The organism is Burkholderia latens, assembly GCF_001718795.1.
In the GTDB taxonomy this organism is placed as follows: domain Bacteria; phylum Pseudomonadota; class Gammaproteobacteria; order Burkholderiales; family Burkholderiaceae; genus Burkholderia; species Burkholderia latens_A.
This window is the reverse complement of sequence record NZ_CP013435.1, coordinates 2,291,193-2,312,902: the sequence shown is the minus strand read 5'-3', so window position 1 is coordinate 2,312,902 and position 21,710 is coordinate 2,291,193. Positions and strand designations below refer to the sequence as shown.

General features: G+C 62.7%; 18 protein-coding genes and 1 tRNA gene. 4 read left to right on the top strand and 15 right to left on the bottom strand.

The genetic code is table 11. From position 1 onward, the window contains the following. Positions 1-246 precede the first annotated feature (246 nt). The 9 genes from WK25_RS10710 to WK25_RS10670 form a co-directional block, all read right to left on the bottom strand. Positions 247-675: an ExbD/TolR family protein gene (locus WK25_RS10710; protein WP_040144638.1), complete on the bottom strand. Its 429-nt coding sequence runs from the start codon at positions 673-675 to the stop codon at positions 247-249. A gap of 13 nt (positions 676-688) precedes the next feature. Further along, entirely contained in the window at positions 689-1,420 is a 732-nt protein-coding gene (locus tag WK25_RS10705) for a MotA/TolQ/ExbB proton channel family protein (RefSeq protein WP_040144637.1), read from the bottom strand. Between the two features lie 34 nt (positions 1,421-1,454). After that, positions 1,455-2,186 carry an energy transducer TonB gene (locus WK25_RS10700; protein ID WP_040144636.1) on the bottom strand — a complete coding sequence of 244 codons (732 nt, stop codon included), beginning with the start codon at positions 2,184-2,186 and terminating at the stop codon, positions 1,455-1,457. A gap of 217 nt (positions 2,187-2,403) precedes the next feature. Continuing rightward, entirely contained in the window at positions 2,404-2,640 is a 237-nt protein-coding gene (locus tag WK25_RS10695) for a (2Fe-2S)-binding protein (protein WP_011885486.1), read from the bottom strand. Between the two features lie 161 nt (positions 2,641-2,801). Then, complete coding sequence (gene murI, locus WK25_RS10690; protein ID WP_069241568.1) at positions 2,802-3,662, bottom strand: glutamate racemase; 861 nt, start codon at positions 3,660-3,662, stop codon at positions 2,802-2,804. 43 nt (positions 3,663-3,705) lie between these two features. Further along, entirely contained in the window at positions 3,706-4,182 is a 477-nt protein-coding gene (bfr, locus tag WK25_RS10685) for a bacterioferritin (RefSeq protein ID WP_040144634.1), read from the bottom strand. A gap of 195 nt (positions 4,183-4,377) precedes the next feature. Beyond that, positions 4,378-5,901: a fumarate hydratase gene (locus tag WK25_RS10680; RefSeq protein ID WP_040144633.1), complete on the bottom strand. Its 1,524-nt coding sequence runs from the start codon at positions 5,899-5,901 to the stop codon at positions 4,378-4,380. A gap of 44 nt (positions 5,902-5,945) precedes the next feature. Beyond that, on the bottom strand, positions 5,946-6,527 hold the full coding sequence (locus WK25_RS10675; RefSeq protein ID WP_059548269.1) for a TIGR00645 family protein: 582 nt from the start codon (positions 6,525-6,527) through the stop codon (positions 5,946-5,948). A gap of 114 nt (positions 6,528-6,641) precedes the next feature. Next, entirely contained in the window at positions 6,642-7,553 is a 912-nt protein-coding gene (locus WK25_RS10670; protein ID WP_069241567.1) for a DMT family transporter, read from the bottom strand. Between the two features lie 326 nt (positions 7,554-7,879). On the opposite strand from WK25_RS10670, the gene acs reads away from it, so the two are divergent. The 3 genes from acs to WK25_RS10655 all read left to right on the top strand — a co-directional run bounded on the left by acs (position 7,880) and on the right by WK25_RS10655 (position 12,312). Further along, a complete protein-coding gene (gene acs, locus WK25_RS10665) occupies positions 7,880-9,862 on the top strand; it encodes an acetate--CoA ligase (protein WP_069241566.1) in 1,983 nt (660 codons plus the stop codon). Positions 9,863-9,948: 86 nt separating this feature from the next. Continuing rightward, complete coding sequence (locus WK25_RS10660) at positions 9,949-10,293, top strand: DUF4212 domain-containing protein (protein WP_069241565.1); 345 nt, start codon at positions 9,949-9,951, stop codon at positions 10,291-10,293. A gap of 3 nt (positions 10,294-10,296) precedes the next feature. Continuing rightward, complete coding sequence (locus WK25_RS10655; protein WP_059546071.1) at positions 10,297-12,312, top strand: sodium:solute symporter family protein; 2,016 nt, start codon at positions 10,297-10,299, stop codon at positions 12,310-12,312. 46 nt (positions 12,313-12,358) lie between these two features. Here WK25_RS10655 and WK25_RS10650 read toward each other — a convergent pair whose 3' ends face one another. From WK25_RS10650 to WK25_RS10630, 5 genes are all read right to left on the bottom strand, one after another. Then, positions 12,359-12,610 (bottom strand): PAAR domain-containing protein, encoded by a 252-nt coding sequence (locus WK25_RS10650; RefSeq protein WP_069241564.1) that lies wholly within the window; start codon positions 12,608-12,610, stop codon positions 12,359-12,361. Beyond that, positions 12,607-13,311, bottom strand: a complete 705-nt coding sequence (locus WK25_RS30235; protein ID WP_080294595.1) for a hypothetical protein — start codon at positions 13,309-13,311, stop codon at positions 12,607-12,609. Before WK25_RS30235 ends, WK25_RS10650 begins: the two co-directional genes overlap by 4 nt. 6 nt (positions 13,312-13,317) lie before the next feature. Beyond that, positions 13,318-16,065, bottom strand: coding sequence for an SH3 domain-containing protein (locus WK25_RS10640; RefSeq protein WP_226208987.1), 2,748 nt, complete (start codon positions 16,063-16,065; stop codon positions 13,318-13,320). Between the two features lie 57 nt (positions 16,066-16,122). After that, a complete protein-coding gene (locus WK25_RS10635) occupies positions 16,123-18,630 on the bottom strand; it encodes a type VI secretion system Vgr family protein (RefSeq protein WP_069241562.1) in 2,508 nt (835 codons plus the stop codon). 777 nt (positions 18,631-19,407) lie between these two features. Next, a tRNA-Ser gene (locus WK25_RS10630) sits at positions 19,408-19,498 on the bottom strand. Positions 19,499-19,744: 246 nt separating this feature from the next. On the opposite strand from WK25_RS10630, the gene WK25_RS10625 reads away from it, so the two are divergent. Further along, positions 19,745-20,365, top strand: coding sequence for an HAD family hydrolase (locus WK25_RS10625; protein ID WP_069241561.1), 621 nt, complete (start codon positions 19,745-19,747; stop codon positions 20,363-20,365). 68 nt (positions 20,366-20,433) lie between these two features. On the opposite strand, the gene WK25_RS10620 is transcribed toward WK25_RS10625, so the two are convergent. Beyond that, positions 20,434-21,567 (bottom strand): fatty acid desaturase, encoded by a 1,134-nt coding sequence (locus WK25_RS10620; protein WP_069241560.1) that lies wholly within the window; start codon positions 21,565-21,567, stop codon positions 20,434-20,436. Positions 21,568-21,710: the final 143 nt, after the last annotated feature.

The window sequence follows — 21,710 nt, the reverse complement described above, 5'->3', positions numbered from 1 at the left end:
AGTGGAATCAGGTGGCCGCACATGTTGCGAGCCAGATAGGGCAGAACGCGCAGTCCGTGCAGACCACGGTAGCCGCATTTGCGTTGCTCGAGGCGTAACCGATACCGCCGAAGAGCCCGCCGCCCGAAGGCGCCCGCGTGCGCATGAAAAAAGGCCTTCATCTGGCGATGAAGGCCTTTTACTTTGTGAGGCGCTTACGCGGCCATCGGTGCGCGCGCGACCAGTCGCGCCGACGTCATGCCCGCATTACTTTGCCTTCGCGGTCGGCTCCGTCACGAAGCCGAGCTTCGTCAGACCGCCAGCCTGCGCGTCGGACATGACTTCGGCCACGCGCTCATAGGCCACCTTGCGGTCGGCGCGCAAGTGCAACTCCGGTTGCGGCTGGTGCTTTGCCGCTTCGGCGATATGCGCCTGCAACTGCTCGCGTGTGACCGTTTGGTCGTTCCACATGATCGTGCCGTTGCCCTGAATTGCGACGTCGACCGTCTGCGGTTTCTCGTCGACGGGCTGGCTGCTCGCGTGCGGCAGGTCGATCTTCACCGCGTGCTGCATCGCCGGAATCGTCACGAGGAAAATGATCAGAAGCACGAGCATGACGTCGACGAGCGGCGTCATGTTGATCTCGCTCATCACGCCATCGTCGTCGTCATCGCTGAAGCCGGTGTTCATTGCCATGGTTCGCCTCGTCTCAGCTGGCGCGGGAGGCAAGCCGCAGGCCGTCGCGAGGCGACGACGATGCCAGGCGCGCGCCCGTCACGAAGTACGCATGCAGGCCATGCGCGAAGCGGCGCAGCTTGCTGACCACACCCTTGTTCGCGCGGGTCAGCGCGTTGTAGCCGAGCACCGCGGGAATGGCGACGAACAGGCCGAACGCGGTCATGATCAGCGATTCGCCGACCGGGCCCGCGACCTGGTCGATCGACGTCTGACCCGTCGCGCCGATCGCGAGCAGTGCGTGGTAGATGCCCCACACCGTGCCGAACAGGCCGACGAACGGCGCCGTGCTGCCGATCGACGCGAGAATCGCGAGGCCGGCCTGCATGCGCGAGATGCCTTGGTCCATCGTGTCCTTCAGGCAGCGCGTGACCCAGTCTGACACGTCCATGCGATCGTGCAGATGCGGTTGCGTCTGATGGTGGTGATCGGTGGCTTCCTTGCCCGACAGGGCGAGCGCGAGGAACGGATTGTCGGTCGGCGTCGATGCGGCGAGGCCGAGCTTCTTGATGCCGTCGTCGAAATCGTCCGAATGCCAGAACGCCTGTTCCGCATTCTTCGTCAGACGGTTCAGGCGGACCACGTTCCAGCCCTTGACGATGATCACGATCCACGACAGGACCGACATCACCAGCAATATGATCGCGATCGCGCGCGTGACGAAATCGCCTTGCGCCCAGACGTGCGCGATACCGTAGTTTTGCATGTTCGTTTCCTTTGAAGCTTCCGGAGGAGGCGGGTTAGTCGGTGAGCCCGAAGTTGTAGGGCTGTGTGCGGGCGGCGCGGATCGCCTGGCCGTTTTCGATGTACGGGCGGCAGGTGGTCGAGCGCATCGCGTCGAGCGCCGCATCGTCGAGGCGCGGATAGCCGCTGCTTTTCTGCAGTTCGACGCTCTCGATCTTGCCGGTCACGCCGACGACGAAGTGAACATAAGCGGTGCCGGATTCGCCGCGGCGGCGCGACATCGACGGGTAGTCGGGCTTCACGAAGTTGCATTGGAGCGTCGGCACGTTCTTCGGTGCGCTGACCTGCATCGTTTCGCGAGCCGGGCCGGGCGCAGCGGCCGGCGCCGCCGGTGCGGGCGCGGCCGCGGCGGGCGTCGGGTCTGCTGCCGGTGCAGGCGTCGGCGAGGGATCGGGCGATTGCGCGACCGGCTGAGGTGTCGGTTTCGCCGCCTTCTGCACCGGCTTGGGCTCGGCCTTCGGCTTCACGCGCGGCGTGGGCTTCGGCGGTGCGGGCTGGGGTATCGACTCGGCAGCGACCTGCTGCGCGACCGGCGCGGGCGTAATCAGTTGCGCGGTGATCGACTTGACTTCGACCGCCTTCGGCGGCGGCGCGTTGCGATGGAGCCACGCGGCCGTCAACATGATCGCGTGTGCGGCAAGCACACCGACCGCGACGGTAATGACCCGGGGGTTCATACGTGGGGCAGCCGGCAGAACGCCGGTGGAAGCGGATTGCGAAGCCTGCATGTTAGCTTGAAAGTACGACGTCGCACCCGGGGCGCGGCGGGTGAATCGGTATTACTTGCGGAAGATCAGCAGCGAGATGCACACGGTAGTTAGAAATCCGATCAGCAATTCCATGACAGGCTCCTGGGCAGGTAAGCCGTTGGCTCGCGCGGACAGTGGCTTGCTGACGGTCGGACGTAAAACGCGGCTCGCGCCGCATGCGCACGCTCGGCGCGGCTCAGGCCGCCTTGCGGTCGTAGAACGTTACCGGGATCGGGTGAGCGTGATGCTCGACACCACACCGGCTCGCGCAGACGCCTTGTTCGGCCATGAGGTCGCGCACCGACTCCTCGCACTTGCCGCAGCACGTGGCCACGCCGAGCTCGAACTGGAGTTCATCGAAAGAGCTCACGCCCTCCGCGAGGGACGCGCGAATCTTGCGGTCGGAAACAGACTTGCACACGCAGACGATCATGATGAGTTGCGATAGCTAACGTTAATGCGAATTATTATCATTAAATTTGCGAGCGTTGACAACCCTGGGTCCGGGTTTTTTTAAGGTCATCAGACCCTTGAAGCGAAGCGGAGCGGTGCGGCTCAAAGTAACGACGGCCGCGGGCGATGCGGTGGCCGGTGTCAGGCGGTCGCGCAGGGGCGGGCGTTCGGCGACGAAATGGTGACCGATTCGACCGATGCGTCGAGGCCGAGCAGTGTCGAAGCGAGGGCACGCAGCTGGCGGCCGTCGCTCGTCGAGCAGAATCGTGGCGGTGCGGCACGCGTGCCGGCCGGCGCCCGCAGCGCGCGTTCGTCGAGTACTCGCCCGAGCTGGCGGGCGATCGCGTCGCTGGTGTCGACGATCGTCAGGCGGTCGCCAACCAGGTCGCGAATGGTTTCAGTGAAGAATGGATAGTGCGTGCAGCCGAGTACCAGCGTGTCTGCGCCGTCGTCGAGCATTGGCTGCAGGTAACCGTCGAGCAACGCGCGCAACGCGGGCGAATTCGTGTCGCCGCGTTCGATCGCCTCGACGAGCCCGTGGCCGGGCTGGCAAATGAAGCGCCGGCCGGCGCCGTAGCGGTCGAGCAGCGCTTGGAAGCGCGGACTGTTCAGCGTCGACTGCGTGGCAAGCACGCCGGCGACGCCGCTCGCGGACAGCGCGGCGGCCGGTTTGATGCCCGGCTCGACGCCGACGAGCGGTATCGACAGGCGTTCGCGGACGGCAGCGATCGCGCGCGCCGTCGCGGTGTTGCATGCAATGACGAGCGCTTTCGCCCCTTCGCGCGCAAGCCACTCGCCGATCGCCAGCGTGCGTTCCGTAATGAACGCTTCGTCGCGCGGACCATAAGGCGCGTGATGGGAATCCGCGACGTAGATGAACGACTCGCCGGGCAGGTGCGCGCGCACCGCGCGCAGCACCGACAGGCCGCCGAGCCCCGAATCGAAAATTCCGATGGGCGCGGCGGCGGGGCGAGCCCCGGAATCGGCTGGCTGATTCGACATCGTGATACGGACGGCTGGGGGGCGATCGTGGTGCGCGTGGTGATTACTCGGGCGAACCCATCATCGATTGCTGGTAGTTCTGCAGACCGACCTTGCCAATCAGGTCGATCTGGGTTTCGAGCCAGTCGATGTGCTCTTCGGTGTCGTCGAGAATCTTTTCGAAGATCTCGCGCGATACGTAGTCGCGCACCGATTCGCAGTAGGCGATCGCTTCCTTGCAGGTGGACTGCGAGATCTGCTCGAGCTTCAGGTCGCACTTCAGGATCTCTTCCGTCTCTTCGCCGACGAGCAACTTGTGCAGGTCCTGCAGGTTCGGCAGACCGTCGAGCATGAACACGCGCTCGATCAACCAGTCGGCATGCTTCATTTCGCCGATCGATTCGTCGTATTCGTGCTTGCCGAGCTTGTCGAGGCCCCAGTGTTTGTACATCCGCGCATGCAGGAAGTACTGGTTGATCGCCGTGAGTTCGTTTTTCAGTTGGGCGTTCAGATATTCGATGACTTTCTTGTCGCCTTGCATGGCTGTTCCTTGTTCAGTGGGGCTTCAGAAACCGAACGATAATCGCTCGAACGGGAAAAGCCAAGCCTGGTAGCCTTGTCCGGCTTGCCTTCTACGTGCAACGAGAATCAGTCGCGTAGCAACGGCCACACTCAATAATGAGAATGAGAAGTAAAAAGGCCGGACACGCGTCCGGCCTTTCGTGCAAGCGCGGGCTTAAGCAGTTGCGACAGGAATCTTGCCGATCTTCGCCTGCCACTCCTTCGGACCCGTCTGGTGCACCGACGTGCCCGAAGAATCTACAGCAACTGTCACAGGCATGTCCTGCACGTCGAACTCGTAGATCGCTTCCATCCCGAGGTCTTCGAATGCCAGCACCTTCGCACCGCGGATCGCTTTCGACACGAGGTACGCCGCACCGCCAACCGCCATCAGGTACGCAGCCTTGTGCTTCTTGATCGCGTCGATCGCGACCGGCCCGCGTTCCGCCTTGCCGACCATCGAGATCAGGCCGGTCTGCGCGAGCATCGTTTCGGTGAACTTGTCCATCCGCGTGGCCGTCGTCGGGCCGGCCGGGCCGACCACTTCGTCACGCACCGGATCGACCGGGCCGACGTAGTAGATCACGCGGTTCGTGAAGTCCACCGGCAGCTTCTCGCCCTTCGCGAGCATGTCGGCGATGCGCTTGTGCGCGGCGTCGCGGCCGGTGAGCATCTTGCCCGACAGCAGCAGCGTCTGGCCCGGCGTCCAGCTCGCGACTTCTTCCGGCGTCAGCGTGTTCAGGTCGACGCGCTTGCTGGTTTCCGTGTTCGGTTCCCACTGGACCTTCGGCCATGCGTCGAGCGACGGGGCTTCAAGCTTGGCCGGACCCGAGCCGTCGAGCACGAAGTGCGCGTGGCGCGTCGCCGCGCAGTTCGGGATCAGCGCGACCGGCTTCGATGCCGCGTGCGTCGGTGCAGCCATGATCTTCACGTCGAGCACGGTCGACAGGCCGCCGAGGCCCTGCGCGCCGATGCCGAGCGCGTTGACCTTCTCGTGCAGTTCGACGCGCAACTCCTCGATCCAGTCCTTCGGGCCGCGCGCGATGATTTCCTGAATGTCGATCGGCTCCATCAACGATTCCTTCGCCATCAGCATCGCCTTTTCGGCGGTGCCGCCGATGCCGATCCCGAGCATGCCCGGCGGGCACCAGCCAGCGCCCATCGTCGGGACCGTCTTCAGCACCCAGTCGACGATCGAATCCGACGGGTTCAGCATCACGAACTTCGACTTGTTCTCCGAGCCGCCGCCCTTCGCCGCGACCTGCACGTCGACCTTGTCGCCCGGCACGATCTCGTAGTGGATCACCGCCGGCGTATTGTCCTTCGTGTTCTTGCGGGCGCCTTCAGGCGGATTGACGATCGACGCGCGCAGCACGTTGTCCGGGTGCGTGTAACCGCGGCGCACGCCTTCGTTGATCATGTCCGTGAGGCCCATCGTTGCGCCGTCCCAGCGCACGTCCATGCCGACCTTCACGAAGATCGTCACGATGCCGGTGTCCTGGCAGATCGGACGCTTGCCTTCCGCGCACATGCGGCTGTTCGTGAGGATCTGCGCGATCGCGTCCTTCGCAGCCGGGCTTTCCTCCAGCTCGTACGCGCGGCCGAGGGCCTGGATGTAGTCGAGCGGGTGGTAGTAGCTGATGTACTGCAGCGAATCCGCGATGCTCTGGATCAGGTCTTCCTGTTTGATGACGGTCATGGCTGAGACTCTGTGGGGACAGTGGGGAATACGTTGGCGGCGATTCAGGCCGCCGGTCGGGACGCCGCTGGCGCGTGCGCCTCGTGGAAATGGGCCGGGTGCGTGTGGGTCGTCAGGCGGTCGACCCACGCCATCACGAGCGCCGACACGAGGAACGACACGTGGATGATCACCTGCCACATGATCGCGTGCGTCGTGTGCTGGTCGGGGTTGATGAAGGTTTTCAGCAGATGGATCGACGAAATGCTGATCAGCGCCATCGACAGCTTGACCTTCAGCACGCCCGCGTTCACGTGGTCGAGCCATTCGGGTTCGTCGGGGTGCCCCTCGATGCCGAGACGCGACACGAATGTCTCGTAGCCGCCGACGATCACCATGATCAGCAGGTTCGAGATCATCACCACGTCGATCAGGCCCAGCACCGCGAGCATCACGCTGATCTCGTCGAGGCCGGTCGCATGCGACAGCAGGTGCCAGACTTCCTTCAGGAACAGAAATACGTAGACGCCCTGCGCGACGATCAGGCCCAGATAGAGCGGAACCTGGAGCCAGCGGCTCATGAAAATCAGCCCGGGCAGCGGGCGAAGCGGGCGACGGGTGGAGCCGGGCGAATGCGGGGCGGACATGATGGAGGTACGGGCGCTGTGCGCAGGTATCGGGGGTAATCTTGAAAAAGGCGCGCTATTGTAACGCGTCGGCCGGCGCGGCTGCAGCGACGCGCGGGGTTTGCCGGGGACAGATCACGACGCGCCCGCCGGCGCGCGTTTCACGCGCAGGCTCGCGAGCACGATGCCCGTGACGACGCACGCGAGCGCGATGCCGTGGGCGAGCGTCGGGCGTTCGCCGAGGAACGCGATGCCGTACGCGGCCGCCGCGACCGGCAGCACCGCGCTGAACACGCCGGCCAGGCTGCCCGGCACGTGCCGGATGCCCTTCATCCACAGCCAGAACGAGAAGATGCTGGCCGACAGCCCGTACCAGACGACGAGCGCCCACGTGCCCGCCGGCACGCTTGCGTAATCGAAGTGCCACAGCGCCGTCGCGCCGAGCGGCAGCATCAGACACAGACCGAAGAGATGCGTATACGCACAGATGTCAATCGGCGCGAGGGTCTGCGTAAGCCGTCGCGACAGGATCACGTAGATCGATTCGCAGCACACGGCGCCGAGGATCATCAGGTTGCCGGTCAGCGAGCCGGACGCCGTGCCGCCGGCGCCGTGCATGCCTTCCGCGGCGCCGTTCGCGAGGTTGATCGTCACGACGCCCGCGATGGCGAGCGCGATCGACACGAGTGCACGGCCGTTCGGTTTTTCACGCAGGATCAGCCACGCGAACAGCGCGACGATCGCCGGGATCGTGCTCGTGATCACGCCGGCCGCGACCGCGCTCGTGCGCTGGACGCCGTTGAGCATCAGCAGCGTAAACATGAAGGTGCCGAAGAACGCTTGCAGGAACAGGTTCAGCCACTCCGCGCGCCGGACCGCGCGCATCTTCAACGGGCGGAACAACGGCCATAGCACTGCGATCGCGATCACGAAGCGCAGGGTTGCGAGGATGGCGACCGGGACGAATACGACAATGGATTTGCCGATACCGACGTTGCTGCCGACGAGCACCATCGACAGAACGAGAAAGAGCGCATAGCGATTCAAGCTGGAGTCCGGGGGGCGAGTTCAGTTAGGATTGTAGGGTCGCATTTGTAACAGCGTAAAGCGGACCGCAAGGTCGCCGGCCGGAACGCGACGCGGCGTGCGAAACCGCGCGTCTGCGTAAGTGACGGGTAAGTTCGAGCGCTTATCGTGGAAAGTGCCGGACCCACCGTTCACCGACGCGTGACGTGGTGCGGCGCAGCATCGCGTGCAGCCTTCGGGCGGCGCGCGGGTGAGTGGGAGACACGGCGCAGATGCGCCGGCCAAGACGCGCGGCGCGCACGATCGCGCCGCCATGCAGAGGATTCATGTTCACCAAGGGGTAGTCGATGTCTGCGATTGAATCGGTTCTTCACGAAACCCGTCAGTTTGCGCCGCCCGAGGCGCTCGAGAAGGCGGCGACCGTCTCCGGCATGCCGGCCTACCGCGCACTGGCCGCCGAAGCCGAGCGCGATTACGAAGGCTTCTGGGCGCGCCTCGCACGCGAGGGCCTGAGCTGGCACAAGCCGTTCACGAAGGTGCTCGACGAGAGCAATGCGCCGTTCTACAAGTGGTTCGACGACGGCGAGCTCAACGCGTCGTACAACTGCCTGGACCGTCACGTCGAAGCCGGCAACGGCGAGCGCGTCGCGGTGATCTTCGAGGCCGACGACGGCACCGTCACCCGCGTCACCTACGCCGAGCTCCTCGCACGCGTGTCGCGCTTCGCGAATGCGCTTAAAAAACGCGGCATCGGCAAGGGCGATCGCGTCGTCATCTATATCCCGATGTCCATCGAAGGCATCGTCGCGATGCAGGCCTGCGCGCGCATCGGCGCCACGCACTCGGTCGTGTTCGGCGGCTTCTCCGCGAAGTCGCTGAACGAGCGCCTCGTCGACGTCGGCGCGGTGGCGCTCATCACCGCCGACGAGCAGGCGCGCGGCGGCAAGACGCTGCCGCTCAAGAGCATCGCCGACGAGGCACTCGCGATGGGCGGCTGCGAGGCAGTCAAGAGCGTGATCGTCTATCGCCGCACCGGCGGCAAGATCGACTGGTATGCGCACCGCGACCTGTGGATGCACGAACTGGTCGACGGCGAGTCCGACACCTGCGCGCCGGAATGGGTCGGCGCCGAGCATCCGCTGTTCATCCTCTATACGTCCGGCTCGACCGGCAAGCCCAAGGGCGTGCAGCACAGCACCGGCGGCTACCTGCTGTGGGCCGCGCAGACGATGAAGTGGACCTTCGACTGGAAGCCCGCCGACGTGTTCTGGTGCACCGCCGACATCGGCTGGGTCACCGGCCACACCTACATCGCGTATGGCCCGCTCGCGTGCGGCGGCACGCAGGTCGTGTTCGAGGGCGTGCCGACGTATCCGGACGCCGGCCGCTTCTGGAAGATGATCGGCGATCACAAGGTCACCGTGTTCTACACCGCGCCGACCGCGATCCGTTCGCTGATCAAGGCCGCCGAAGCCGACGAGCACGTTCATCCGAAGCGCTACGACCTGTCGAGCCTGCGCATCATCGGCACGGTCGGCGAGCCGATCAATCCGGAAGCGTGGATGTGGTATCACAAGCACGTCGGCCAGGAGCGCTGCCCGATCGTCGATACCTGGTGGCAGACCGAAACCGGCGGCCACATGATCACGCCGTTGCCGGGTGCGACGCCGACGGTGCCCGGTTCGTGCACGCTGCCGCTGCCGGGCATCATGGCTGCGGTGGTCGACGAGACGGGGCAGGACGTACCGAACGGGCAAGGCGGGATTCTGGTCGTCAAGCGTCCGTGGCCGTCGATGATCCGCACGATCTGGGGCGACCCGGAGCGCTTCAGAAAGAGCTACTACCCGGAGGAACTGGGCGGGCGGCTGTATCTGGCCGGCGACGGCACGGTGCGCGACAAGGACACCGGCTACTTCACGATCATGGGCCGCATCGACGACGTGCTGAACGTGTCGGGCCATCGGCTCGGCACGATGGAGATCGAGTCGGCGCTGGTGTCGCACGAGCTGGTCGCGGAAGCGGCGGTGGTCGGCCGCCCGGACGACACCACCGGCGAAGCGGTGGTCGCGTTCGTCGTGCTCAAGCGTTCGCGCCCGGAAGGCGACGAGGCGGCGGCGCTCGCGAAGGCATTGCGCGACTGGGTCGGCAAGCAGATCGGGCCGATCGCAAAACCGAAGGACATCCGGTTCGGCGACAACCTGCCGAAGACGCGCTCGGGCAAGATCATGCGGCGCCTGTTGCGCTCGCTCGCGAAGGGCGAAGCCATCACGCAGGACACCTCCACGCTCGAGAACCCGGCGATCCTCGAGCAGCTGGCCGAAGTGCGCTGAGCACGCCGGTTGCGCGCATTGCGCGCGCGAGCCCCTGCGCGGCAATCACCGATTGCCCGCGCAGGGGCTTTTTGCTAAATAACGGCATGACCGTTCCGTCCCGTCCGGCGCCTGTCGCGCCGCCGCCCGTACCCGAACCGCTCGCGCGTGCTCACGCGCGCTATTGGCGCTTCAATGTCGTGCTGATCGTGGTGCTGATGGCGATCGGCTTTTCCGTGTCGTTCGTCGTACCGTTTTTTGCACCCGCGCTCGCGGGCATCCGCTTTGCCGGCTTCAGCCTGCCGTTCTATGTCGGCGCGCAGGGCGCGATTCTCGTGTATCTCGTGCTGATCGTCGTGTACATCGGGCTGATGCAGCGTGCGGACCGCACGCTGCGGCGCGCGTACGACGACCATGCGGCGCAGGCGGCCGAGGTACACCATGCGCGCTGATCCATGCTGACGCATCGGCTGATTCGCGCGTACGCGCTCTATACGCTGGGCTTTCTCGGGTTCGTGCTGCTACTGTGGCGGATCGAGCGCGCGACCGGCTCCGGCGTATGGATCGGCTACGTGTTCCTGTTCGTGCCGATCGCCGTGTATGCGGTGATCGGACTGCTGTCGCGCACGTCCGACCTTGTCGAGTACTACGTGGCCGGTAGGCGCGTGCCGTCAGCGTTCAACGGCATGGCGACGGCGGCCGACTGGTTGTCCGCGGCATCGTTCATCGGTCTCGCCGGCTCGCTCTACGCAACCGGCTACGATGCGCTCGCGTACGTGATGGGATGGACCGGCGGGTTCTGTCTCGTTGCGTTCCTGCTTGCGCCTTACGTGCGCAAGCTCGCGCGCTACACGATTCCCGATTTTCTTGGCACGCGGTTTTCGAGCACCGCCGTGCGCGCGCTCGCGGCCGGTGCGGCGATCCTGTGCTCGTTCGTCTACCTGGTCGCGCAAATCCAGGGGATCGGCCTGATCGCGACGCGCTTCATCGGCGTCGACTTCGCGATCGGCATCTTCTGCGGACTCGCCGGCATTCTGGTGTGCTCGTTTCTCGGCGGGATGCGCGCGGTCACGTGGACGCAGGTCGCGCAGTACATCATCCTGATCAGCGCGATCCTGATACCTGTGTCGCTGATTGCGATGAAGAACGGGCTCGGTCCGGTGCCGCAGTTCAATTACGGCAAGCTGATGGAGCGCGTGGCCGCGCGCGAGGCGCAGGTGCGCGACGCAGCCGAGGAACAGCAGGTGAGGGCTGCGTATCGGCGGCAGGCCGCGATCATTCAGACGCAACTCGATCGTCTGCCGGGCTCGTATGCGAACGCACGCCAGCAACTCGTCGAGCAGCTCGCGGACCTGCGGCGCCACAACGGACCGCTGCGCGAGATCAATCAGCGCGAGCGCGAGCTCGCCGACTTTCCGCGCGATCCGACGGCGGCGCGCGTCGCGTGGACCCAGGCACGCGACGATCTGCTTGCGCGGGCGGAACCGCCCGTGCCGATGCATGAACCGTTTCCCGCCGCGAACGACGACGCGCGCAAGCCGCGCGAGCGGAATTTTCTCGCGTTGCTGCTTTGCCTGTCGCTCGGCACCGCGAGCCTGCCGCACATTCTCACGCGCTACAACACGACGACGTCGGTAGCGTCCGCGCGGCGCTCGGTCGGCTGGACGTTGTTCTTCATCGCGCTGTTCTATCTGAGCGTGCCGGTGCTGGCGGTGATGATCAAGTACGAGATTCTCACGAACCTCGTCGGGCGGCCGATCGCCGAGCTGCCCGCATGGGTCACGCAGTGGCATCACTTCGAGCCCGATCTGATCAGCGTCGTCGAGGTGATTCGCGACGGCATCGTCCACTGGTCGGAAATACAGATGCAGCCCGATATGGTCGTGCTGGCCGCGCCGGAGATCGCAGGCTTGCCGTATGTCGTGTCCGGCTTGATCGCGGCGGGGGCGCTCGCGGCCGCGCTGTCGACCGCGGACGGGTTGCTGCTGACGATCGCGAATGCGTTGTCGCACGATGTCTATTACTGCATGGTCGCGCCGGACGCGTCGAGCCAGCGTCGCGTGACGATCTCGAAGGTGCTGCTGCTCGGGGTTGCGCTGTTCGCGTCGTATGTGGCGTCGCTAAATACCGGGAAGATTTTGTTTCTCGTCGGCGCAGCGTTCTCGCTTGCGGCATCCAGCTTCTTTCCGGTGCTCGTGCTGGGCGTGTTCTGGAAACGCACGACGACGCGCGGTGCGATCGCCGGGATGCTGACGGGGCTCGCCGTTTGTGTGTATTACATCGTGTCGACGTATCCGTATTTCACACAGCTCACTGGGTTTGCCGGACGGACGTGGTTCGGGATCGAGCCGATCAGTTCAGGCGTGTTCGGCGTGCCGGCGGGGTTCGTGGTGGCGATCGTCGTGAGTCTCCTGGATCGCGAGCCGGATGAGTATACGCGGGCGTTGGTGGATTACATTCGGCATCCGTGAGGCCGGCCGCGCGTCGGCATGGCAGTGGAAAAACTCGTTGTCTCGCTCAAGTGAGACTCGAAATCAGAAGACAGCCACACGTTGCGCGATGACCGTGCCGCGCGATCGGGACGCCATCATCCGTCATCGACGTGTCGCCTTCCTCGATGAGGTTGGGCGACACGTCGGGATGCTGCGGGCACGACACGCGATCACCCTTGCGCGCGACGTAGCGGCCGTCAAAGCGCATCGTATTTGAGCCGGTTTCAACCTTGCCGCCGTGATCGGTGTCGTCACCGATGCGGATGAGATTCATCATTTGGTGGTCTCGCTACCAGCCGGTTGCCGCGGGGCAGTGCCAAGGCTGTTGGATCGCAGTCGGTTACTTCTTACCCAGCCGCGAACTGAGCTGGTTTTCTTCGGATTTTGGTAAGCCACAAACGTGAATCCATGATAGCTAGTGTACGCATCGACGGATTCTCCAGTCAAAATAAAAACTCCTGGGGTTTTACACGTGTAATCTGGTGCTGAATAGAACTGAAGGCGACCGCTTCCAATGACTGCCATCCCACTTTGCGATTGAGGTATGTCAATAGCAAGCTTCGAGGCCTGCTTATTGAGTTCGTCGCAGTTCAAAGCTGCTTTCGATGGCTTGTGAATACAATCCGAAATGAACTTTCGGTATTTTGACTCATTCACCTTCAGTACGTCTGGATGTTCAGGGTCTCGTGTCACATCCAACGCCTTCATCGAATTTGTATCCAAATTCACCCAGCCGATGGACACTTGCTTGTCAAGATTGTCGGGGCTATCCGCAGCAACATACAGTCTGACACTATAGATCCCATCAGACACATCCTCAATATCAGCGTGGATGTCCTTCTTGTTCATTGCAACGTGCTCAAGCGGAGGCACGACCAACTCTCTTAATTCGCTTTTGCAGATATCAGCTGAGGCGTGGACGCCGCATGAAATCAACAGAAGGAGGGTGAGTGTTACGATTTTATCAACGATTCTCATGTCGGATCACTGAAATGAATTCACGATTCGTGGTGTTATGGATTCGAGTGTTTTTCTGTAAACCGCTTGTGCATTTGCGTCGGTTGAAAACCATCGTGCGTAATTTCCGTTGTAGTGCACTATATACTTGGCCTTGAACTCCATGCCTACGCGCACCGACGAAACCACGACGAACACTTTCTTTCGATTCGTAACTTGCGCATTTCCTCCTACGCCGCTGAGGCCGGCACCTTCAAAGGCTGCCCATGTTCCAATCGGAGGTTCGCTGTAAAAATCGGGAGTCCATCCATAGTACGGCGCTGGACCATGTACTTCCATGCCGCCCGTTCCGCATCGACGATATTGACTCGATTGGAAGTGTCTCGTTTCCGTCCGATACATACGCTCAACCGTCTCGGCGATGGTACGTCCATACTTGTCGAAAATGTATTTTAGTGCGTCCCTAGCGTCTTCTTCTGTGAAGTTGTTTTCGCCAGTGACAGGCTTTGCGATGAAATTGCCGACAATCCCGATCGGATGGAAGTGCCAAGGACTGGGCTCCTTTGGGAAGCCGTCGACACTGGTGACTTGCTCCCACCACTGCAATTTTCCGATCCGCTCGATCTCAGTTTTCCACAGCCACAGTAGCTTCTTCATCAACGGCGACAATGCTTCCCACTTACCCAGGCCACCGCCCCATTCGCTTTCACACCGCACGACGAGGTGGGAGAGGGCTTCTGCTATCCACGGCGTTTCCTGCGCGTGCTTCAGTTCCTGCGCTGTCACCTTTCCGTCGTGATTCGTGTCAATCGCCTTCTCGAGCTTTGTAATGAGCGGGCTCGCATTGACCGTTGCGGCGCTCGCCTCGAATTCGGTTTTGCTTTCATCGGCCAGAAATTGTTCGGCGACGTGGATGTACCGCTTGAGCATGTCGACCGGCATGATGCTGCTGTTGTCGACCAGTTCGAAGCCCGGCCAGTCCCACGGCCCGCACATTCGCACGAGCGGATGGTCCTGCTCGCACACCCATCCGTTGCGGGTACTACCGTCCTTGGTACCGATCTCCACGTAATACCAGTGACGCCCCTTGTCATCTTTCGCGATGCTCCCCGGACCGTTCTTCTCCAAGTCGACGCTCCGGAACACGTCACGGAAATCCGCGCCAGGCCCCTTGGCGTTGGAGAAGTTCAGCGGGAAATCCTTCCAGCCCGGCACGATAGCAGTGGTGGTCGTGTTGGCGAGGCTGCCGTCCACCCAAACGGGCGCCCCGGCGTCGTTGAATACCGGCTTCGTGTGTCGGCCACCATGTACTGGTGCGGCTGTTTTCGGTTGCACCTTGACCCATTTGCCCTTTGCGTCGGCGGCGAAAGGTACAAGTTTGGTACCGGGCTGCAGTTTCTGGTCCGGTTCTGGGAGGTCGGTTACGAGCCGCGCACCCGGCGAGATTTCTAGAAATGCTTTGGATGCAGGTAACTGCTTTGCCCGCTCGCGGCTCTTCTGGATGAATGCTTCGAGTTCGGGGCCTGCGAACACTTCCAGGTGTAGCAGTGGCCGGGTTGGCTTCGCTGGCAATAGCTTCGCGTCCGGGTACCGTAGATAGTGGCCGAACTGGCCGATGACGTCGCCAGCCTTCACCGCATAAGGCTGCTTTAGCACGACGACTGTATCCAGCGGTTTCGGATCGACGATCGGATCAAGTTCTCCGAGGAAGACGTACCCGTATGGCGCGTGCGGCGATACGGACTGACCGACAACGGCCGCAGCCGGAGTGCCGGACTTGATCGCCTTGATTTTCGCCCAGCCGGGGTTCACTTTTGTTTGGTCGTCCGTGTCCGAGACGGTCAACTCTGTACCTTGCGGCAAGATACCGAGGATTTTGCTCTTGCCGTTCGGCAGCTCACGGATGCGGAGGCCCGTGACCGGCGGCGGGAGCGGTGTTGTGTCTTTCGTGTCTTCTTCCGGCTCGGGCACCTTCTTGAAATCGCTCTGGATGAACTCTCCGAGTACATCGCGATTGATCGTGTCACGCAATGATGGCACGGGCACCTTTGGCAGCGGGACCTCTTGCTTGTCTTTCGCCTTGTCGCCGACCCGATAGTAACGATCGCCTTCCCAATACGGCATTGGCCCCATGTTCAGCTTGAAGCGGTCGACCTGAGCGACTTTCGCCTGTTCTGCCGCCGACTGGTAGCTATTGTGGTCCATCGTGTGCATGTACAGGCTGAAGAACGTGAGCGTTTCGTTCTTGCCGGGTGGTGTCGTGCTCGACGTTGGGACTGGCGTCGCCGTTGCTGGCGCCGGGGATGACGTTGCCGGTTGGGCTGCAGCATTGTTGGCTGGCTCCGGCTTTGCGGACGGAGGTGGGGGCGGAGGCAGTTTCAGCCGATGACGGATGAGCACGAAGCCCGTCGAATACAACGCGTGGCGGCCGTCTTGGTAGTCCTGTTCCGGATACTTGCTGTCGAGCCTGTACGCGACGACTTCGCCATCGGCGATCGCGCGAATGCCGTCGTCGTGCTTCAACTGGGCAGCCGTGTTCTGGTCGAAGTGGATGCCGCCATGCCACATGCCATTCGCACCCAGTGGATAGAACCCGTCTTCGGCGGCTGCCAGCGCCTTCATATAGGTCATCGGGTTGGCAGGGTCATCTTTGCCGACCGGTGAGAACGGAAAGGCCCAGTTTAGCGGCGTGTACGGTGCTGTTGCAGGTGCGCTCGGGGCGGTCGCCGGCTTGGCCGGCGGCGCTGGCTTCGCGGTAGGGTGGCTATTGCTCATGTTTCTCGGAATCTCTCGTTTCTCTTTTTTGTCGCTACGGGGTTGTCGGACCGAGCGTCAGCCGGAGAAGAGCGAACCGCGGCCGCCGTCAGTCGAAACTGGCGTCGCCTTCAGCGGATCAAGCTTTATTCCGCTGCCACCGCTTGGTTTATCCCAACTCCCGCATTTTTCCAGAATCTGTCCGGTCGTCACGTTCTCGATCAGACCGCCCTTGATGCTGATGTACGAGCCGCCCGCGCCGATCCACACTTCCTTCGCGGCCGTCAGAATCAGCCGCCCGTCCGCGCTTTCGATCTTCACGTCCTGCAGCCCGACCAGCGAGGCCGAGCCGCTTTGCGCCTGAATGTCTACCGGTCCCTTTGCCGCGAAAATCTTGATGCCGAGGTTTTGTGCGAACAGGCTGATCCTGTCGAGCACGCTGACTAGTAACCCTTTACCGGCGGCCAAGTTGACGTTCTTGCCTGCAACGACGTTCGCGTGCTGGTTCGCCGTGATATGCACCGACTGCTGCGTCGACGCGGCGATGCCTTCCGGACTCGACAGCAGCATCACCGGCTTCGCAAAACCGTTCGCATTGCCCGTGCCGCCGCCCGCTGTACGGCCGCCGCTGGCAGAACCAGCGACCGTGCGCTGCGTTGCGTCGGTGAACGACTTCAGCGCGGCCTGACCGTCCTGAAGGCTGTCGGCACGGTTCGTTTCACTCGCCTTCGATACGGTCTCGAGCACGGCTTCTGCGCCGGCAAGCGGATCGGTGGCGGCCGTTACGTTCAGCGGCTGGGCGGTGGCTGGCTGCGTCGATACATAGAGCCCCTGCTCGGCGCGTACCGCGCCGTACGCGCCGGACTTCAAGTCGAATCCGTTGCCGAGGAACGAGCCGCGCGTGTTATCGGATTGCTCGATCAGGTAGCCCAAATGCAGGTGAGAACTGTAGCTCGACGAGTAGAGGTGGACCCGGTTCTGACCGGTAGCGTCGTCCATGACGAGCTGGTTGAAGCCATCACCGCCGTATTCGCGAGAACGGAAGCCGGACAGCAGGCCGTGCGTGTGCCACACCGGCATCGTCGCGCCACCGTGCAGTCGCGAGATGATTACCGGCCGGTCGCAGTCGCCATTGACGAACCCGAGGAGCACCTGATCATCTTTGCGCAACGGGAAGTAGCCGCCGCGCTTCGAGCCTGCGTCCGGCATCGCCGCGCGAATCCATGACGTGGACTTCGTATTGCGATCCTTTCGACTGTTCGACGTCCGGACCCGCACACGATTGCCGTCGTCCGTGGCAATTTCCTCGTCGCTGTCCGTCACGACGATCGCCGTCTGCAAGTGCATTTCGGGCTTCTCGTGCTCGAACGGGCTGCGGAACGGCGTCTTGCGGCGTTGCGCTTCGATCTCGACGTGAAAAAATCCGATACCGCCATCGCGGTGGCTCACGGTCGTGCCAGTTCCGGCGGCCTTGACCTGTTCGATCTCGCTGCGCAGGCTACGCGGAAATCGCGTGAGCGCGTCTATGCCGGGCAAGTTATTTTGGATCAACCAGTCGCTCGCGATGATCGACAGTTCGCGCTCCTCCTCCGGCAATGCATCGAAGAGGGGATGTCCCGACACCTTGAACCAGTAGCCGGGCAATGCATAGCGGGGACTGCCGATCGCGAAATAGCGTTTTGCTCGCGAAGCCCATTCCTCAGTGCGGATGCGGGCCTGTTGTTGTCCAGCATCGGACTCGGCCCATGTCTGTGAGCCGGTATAAAGATACTCTTCGCCCTGACCGGGTAATTCATCGAGGTCAGCCGCTGGCGTGCTCGCCTGTTTATCGAGGTCAGGCCGCTTATAGTCAACGGTGCCGAGCGTCAGCGTCGCACTTTGCGCGTCCTGCTGTTCGCTCAGCTGAGTAAGCCCGTCGAAATCCTCGTCGGTACCCGCGTGGCTGAACTTCATCTCCGAATTCGGCAGCGACGGCCCGAAATACAGATCGTCCATCATGACGACCTTGTGCGACTTGCCATCCTTCGCGAAATCAAAGCGTGGAAATACGCCGACTTCTTCCAGACTACGGTGCACGAAATTCCAGTCGGTTTCCCACTGCACACGGTGCGAATACGAGCGCATCGCAGTGCGCAGCTCCTGACCATAATTGCCCGCCGCCTGGGGATGCTTGTCGAATACGTCGGTGAGAATTTGCCACCCGCTGGCTTCCTGCCAGTCGCGTCGATCGCTGCTGAGTTTAAGGAAACTTAGCCACGAAGCGAACTGAAGCTGAAAATACGAAACGCTTCCGTCATTTCCAAGGCGGCGAGCCCGCTGCACATAGCCATGGATCGGCAGATAGCCTCCGTCGGTCTGCCGAATCCACAGCGTGACGGGTTGCAGCATCAGCGCATTGAGCTTGATTTTGTCGCCCAATGCGGATGACGCATCGACGACTACCTCGAAGTTGCGTCCGAGGCGCGCGCGAATCTGCGCGTACAGTGGTACGAGCCAGTCATCGCCGAGCGGCGTGTCGAGCTTGATGATGCGATCGAACTGCGCGTGTGCGCCACGCAGCGCCTTCAACAATACTTCCGCGCTCATGCGGTCACCCCGTTCCATGGAAAACGCGCCCGATCGTCAGCAGACACCGAAACGTCGGAATTGCGTAAGCATTTCAGCCGAATATTTCGAATAATTGACAATTAATTTCATTGTGCTTTCATAAAGACGCAACACCTCCCGGACGAGAGTCCGGTCGAATGTGCGAAAGATCATACCAAATGCAGTTCAGCCAGATAACTGTGTGGTGACGATCTTTGAAGATTTATTCCAACCTGTCGAAAGCCCGTTTTTGCAGTATTGAGTGCTTACCGATATGCCGAGCGTTTCAATAGGGCAATTGTTCGCGTATGCGACCCGGGCCGTCGTTTTTGGGGGATAAGGCAGCAATTCTTTACCACTCGGTTAATACCCGTCCTCGAGTACATCGGGGGACCAGGAAGTGCCGAAGAGCGGCAGTCCGCGGCAACGAAACTCAAGCGGCTGCTGACGCTGGAGGAAGATCCACTCCGGCATTTACCTGATTGGCACGCGCCGGATTCCGCAACATCGCGTTCCGGGGATTGCGATAACGCGTACATGGTGAGTGTGTCGGCCGATGACAAAAGTCCGCCGAATCAGACCGTACACGTGCGCGATTCTGAACGCCTCGAGGGTGAAGTATGGGCGACGGCGGGGTGAACGGACACGAGGTGACGCGTGGACATTGCCATGGCCTCGCGAAAGGGGGGGCCTCTACAACCGATCTTGATGCTGGGTGGCATGTTGCAAAAAGCCCCGCAAAATCGATCGATTTTGCGGGGCTTTTTGCACTGATTCTGGCGGAGAGAGGGGGATTCGAACCCCCGATAGGCGATTAACCTATACACGCTTTCCAGGCGTGCGACTTAAACCACTCATCCATCTCTCCGGAAGACCGAGAGTATAGCAAACTCTGGCGGCGGCTCGCCACTCCCTTCGACAATCGCCCGAACCTGGCCCGAAATCCCGCTACCGTGCGCGACCCGGCGTGCGTCCGCCGGTCACATGCAGCCCGACGACGCACGAAAGCCGGCTCCGACGCCGCGCGCCACCGAGGCCTGAACTTGCGATAACAGTGGCACGCCCGCCCGACTCTGCTATCTTCCCCGGCATTCGACCGTTTCCGCAGCCTTCCATGACCGACCGCATCGTCGCCGCATTCGATTTCGACGGCACTATCACGACCACCGACAGCTTTCGTCATTTCGTCCGCTATGCGGTCGGTACACCGCGCTTCGCGTGGGCCGGCCTGCGCGCGCTGCCGTGGCTCGTCGCGATGAAGGCCGGCTTGCTGTCGCGCGGCGATGCGAAGGCGAAGTTCGCGTGGTTCGCGCTCGGGCCGATTCGCGAGGACGCGCTCGACGCACTGGCGCGCCGCTTCGTCGACGACTATCTGCCGAACCTCGTGCGTCCGGACATGCTCGACCGCGTGCGTGAACATCAGGCGCGCCGGCACGAGGTCGTGCTGGTCAGTGCGTCGCCGTCGGTATATCTGGAGAAGTGGGCGAAGTCGGTCGGTATCGACACCGTTCTGGCGACGCGCCTCGCGTTCGAGCGCGGCGCGTTCACCGGGCGGTTGAGCGGCGAGAACTGCTGGGGGCCGCAGAAGGTGGTGCGTTTGCGCGGCTGGTGGGGTAATCGGCCGCCGGCGCAACTGTTCGCGTACGGCGACAGCCGCGGCGACAAGGAAATGGCCGAACTCGCGAACCGCGCGTGGATCCGCGGGCACGGACCGATGCTGCCCATCGGCGACTGACGAGATACGGCCCGAAGACCTGACCGCCATGGCGCGCTCGCACCCGCCCGCCATCACACGTCGACCCGCTAGCCGCCGCGCACTGCGCGCACGCGACGACCGGGGCGAACGGAATCACCGGAATCAACGGGACGATACGCGCCCCAGCGATTCGCGCGCCTGAACGTGCCGACATCATTGAACCGCACACCGACTTCCCGCAGTGCCGCATGCGCGGTGCGCGCAGTCAGCTGCCGGATATAGAACGGATCGCGCACCACGAAATGATGAATCGCATGCGTGCTGCCGAAGTTGAAGCAAAACAGCTGGAACGGCAGCATCCACCACGGATTGAGAACCTGCGTCTGCTGGATCACGTTGCGCGAATCGATGTCGCCGAAGTAATGCAGGTTCGAGCTGACGAAGTTGATGCAGAAGCTACGCAGGAAATTTGGCCCGAGCCACACGACCGCGAGGAAATCGACGACGTGCATCACCTGCTGGACGACGGCTGGCATCGTCACCGCATGGCCCAGCGCATGCAGCGCGAACAGTCCCGCGTGATAGACGATGAACGCATGCCACAGCGCGTAGTACATGTGTCCGATCGGCATGTACGACGACACCTGCTCGATGCGCAAGCGGGCGCGTTCGACGGGATCCTGCGCCGGCTGCGCGGCCACGTACTGTCTGACCTTGCGGCGCATCGCATCGGGCCGCAGCACGACGGCGAGCATCCCGTCCGCGATCATCAGCAGCCGCTTCACGCCCCAACGTTCGCCGTTGGTGATGCCGAATTCCTCGAGATCCGATTCGCCGCCCGATGCCTTGTGGTGATGCAGATGCATGCGCCGCCGCGTCCACGGGTTGATCGTGCCCGGCCGCGTGAGCCAGCACAGCGCCATCATCAGGTGATACGCCCACGGCGTCTTCTTGAAGTACATCAGGTGGATCAGGTCGTGCTCGAGCTCATGGATCAGCGACGTGACGAACGCGGCGAGCGGCAGCGCGACGTACCACGCGATCGCGCCGCGCGCATACAGCCACGCGATCGCGAGCATCGCGCCGACCGACGCCGCCATCACGGTCGCGCCGACGAGGTCCTGGTTGTCGAGCAGCGGAAAGCGCGCGCGGATCGCATCGCTCGCGGCGTTGACCTCGCGACGGACATACGCGACCTTGTCGGCATCGTGGCGCAAGGGGGTTCGTGCAGATGGGCGCATCGATTCGAGTCGGGCGGAAAGAGTGGGGCGCAATGCCGATGTGACGAGCATAGGTGCGCGCGGCAGCACACGCGAGGGCCGTCGGTGCCAATGATGGTGTCATTTCGGGTCACATCGCTTGATGCTCGGACCGGCGACGGGGC

Bases quoted from the DNA above. Each gene is read 5' to 3' on its own strand.
- WK25_RS10710 (WP_040144638.1), bottom strand. From the start codon at position 675: ATGGCAATGAACACCGGCTTCAGCGATGACGACGACGATGGCGTGATG.
- WK25_RS10705 (WP_040144637.1), bottom strand. From the start codon at position 1,420: ATGCAAAACTACGGTATCGCGCACGTCTGGGCGCAAGGCGATTTCGTC.
- WK25_RS10700 (WP_040144636.1), bottom strand. From the start codon at position 2,186: ATGCAGGCTTCGCAATCCGCTTCCACCGGCGTTCTGCCGGCTGCCCCA.
- WK25_RS10695 (WP_011885486.1), bottom strand. From the start codon at position 2,640: ATGATCGTCTGCGTGTGCAAGTCTGTTTCCGACCGCAAGATTCGCGCG.
- murI (WP_069241568.1), bottom strand. From the start codon at position 3,662: ATGTCGAATCAGCCAGCCGATTCCGGGGCTCGCCCCGCCGCCGCGCCC.
- bfr (WP_040144634.1), bottom strand. From the start codon at position 4,182: ATGCAAGGCGACAAGAAAGTCATCGAATATCTGAACGCCCAACTGAAA.
- WK25_RS10680 (WP_040144633.1), bottom strand. From the start codon at position 5,901: ATGACCGTCATCAAACAGGAAGACCTGATCCAGAGCATCGCGGATTCG.
- WK25_RS10675 (WP_059548269.1), bottom strand. From the start codon at position 6,527: ATGTCCGCCCCGCATTCGCCCGGCTCCACCCGTCGCCCGCTTCGCCCG.
- acs (WP_069241566.1), top strand. From the start codon at position 7,880: ATGTCTGCGATTGAATCGGTTCTTCACGAAACCCGTCAGTTTGCGCCG.
- WK25_RS10660 (WP_069241565.1), top strand. From the start codon at position 9,949: ATGACCGTTCCGTCCCGTCCGGCGCCTGTCGCGCCGCCGCCCGTACCC.
- WK25_RS10655 (WP_059546071.1), top strand. From the start codon at position 10,297: ATGCTGACGCATCGGCTGATTCGCGCGTACGCGCTCTATACGCTGGGC.
- WK25_RS10650 (WP_069241564.1), bottom strand. From the start codon at position 12,610: ATGATGAATCTCATCCGCATCGGTGACGACACCGATCACGGCGGCAAG.
- WK25_RS30235 (WP_080294595.1), bottom strand. From the start codon at position 13,311: ATGAGAATCGTTGATAAAATCGTAACACTCACCCTCCTTCTGTTGATT.
- WK25_RS10640 (WP_226208987.1), bottom strand. From the start codon at position 16,065: ATGAGCAATAGCCACCCTACCGCGAAGCCAGCGCCGCCGGCCAAGCCG.
- WK25_RS10635 (WP_069241562.1), bottom strand. From the start codon at position 18,630: ATGAGCGCGGAAGTATTGTTGAAGGCGCTGCGTGGCGCACACGCGCAG.
- WK25_RS10625 (WP_069241561.1), top strand. From the start codon at position 19,745: ATGACCGACCGCATCGTCGCCGCATTCGATTTCGACGGCACTATCACG.
- WK25_RS10620 (WP_069241560.1), bottom strand. From the start codon at position 21,567: ATGCGCCCATCTGCACGAACCCCCTTGCGCCACGATGCCGACAAGGTC.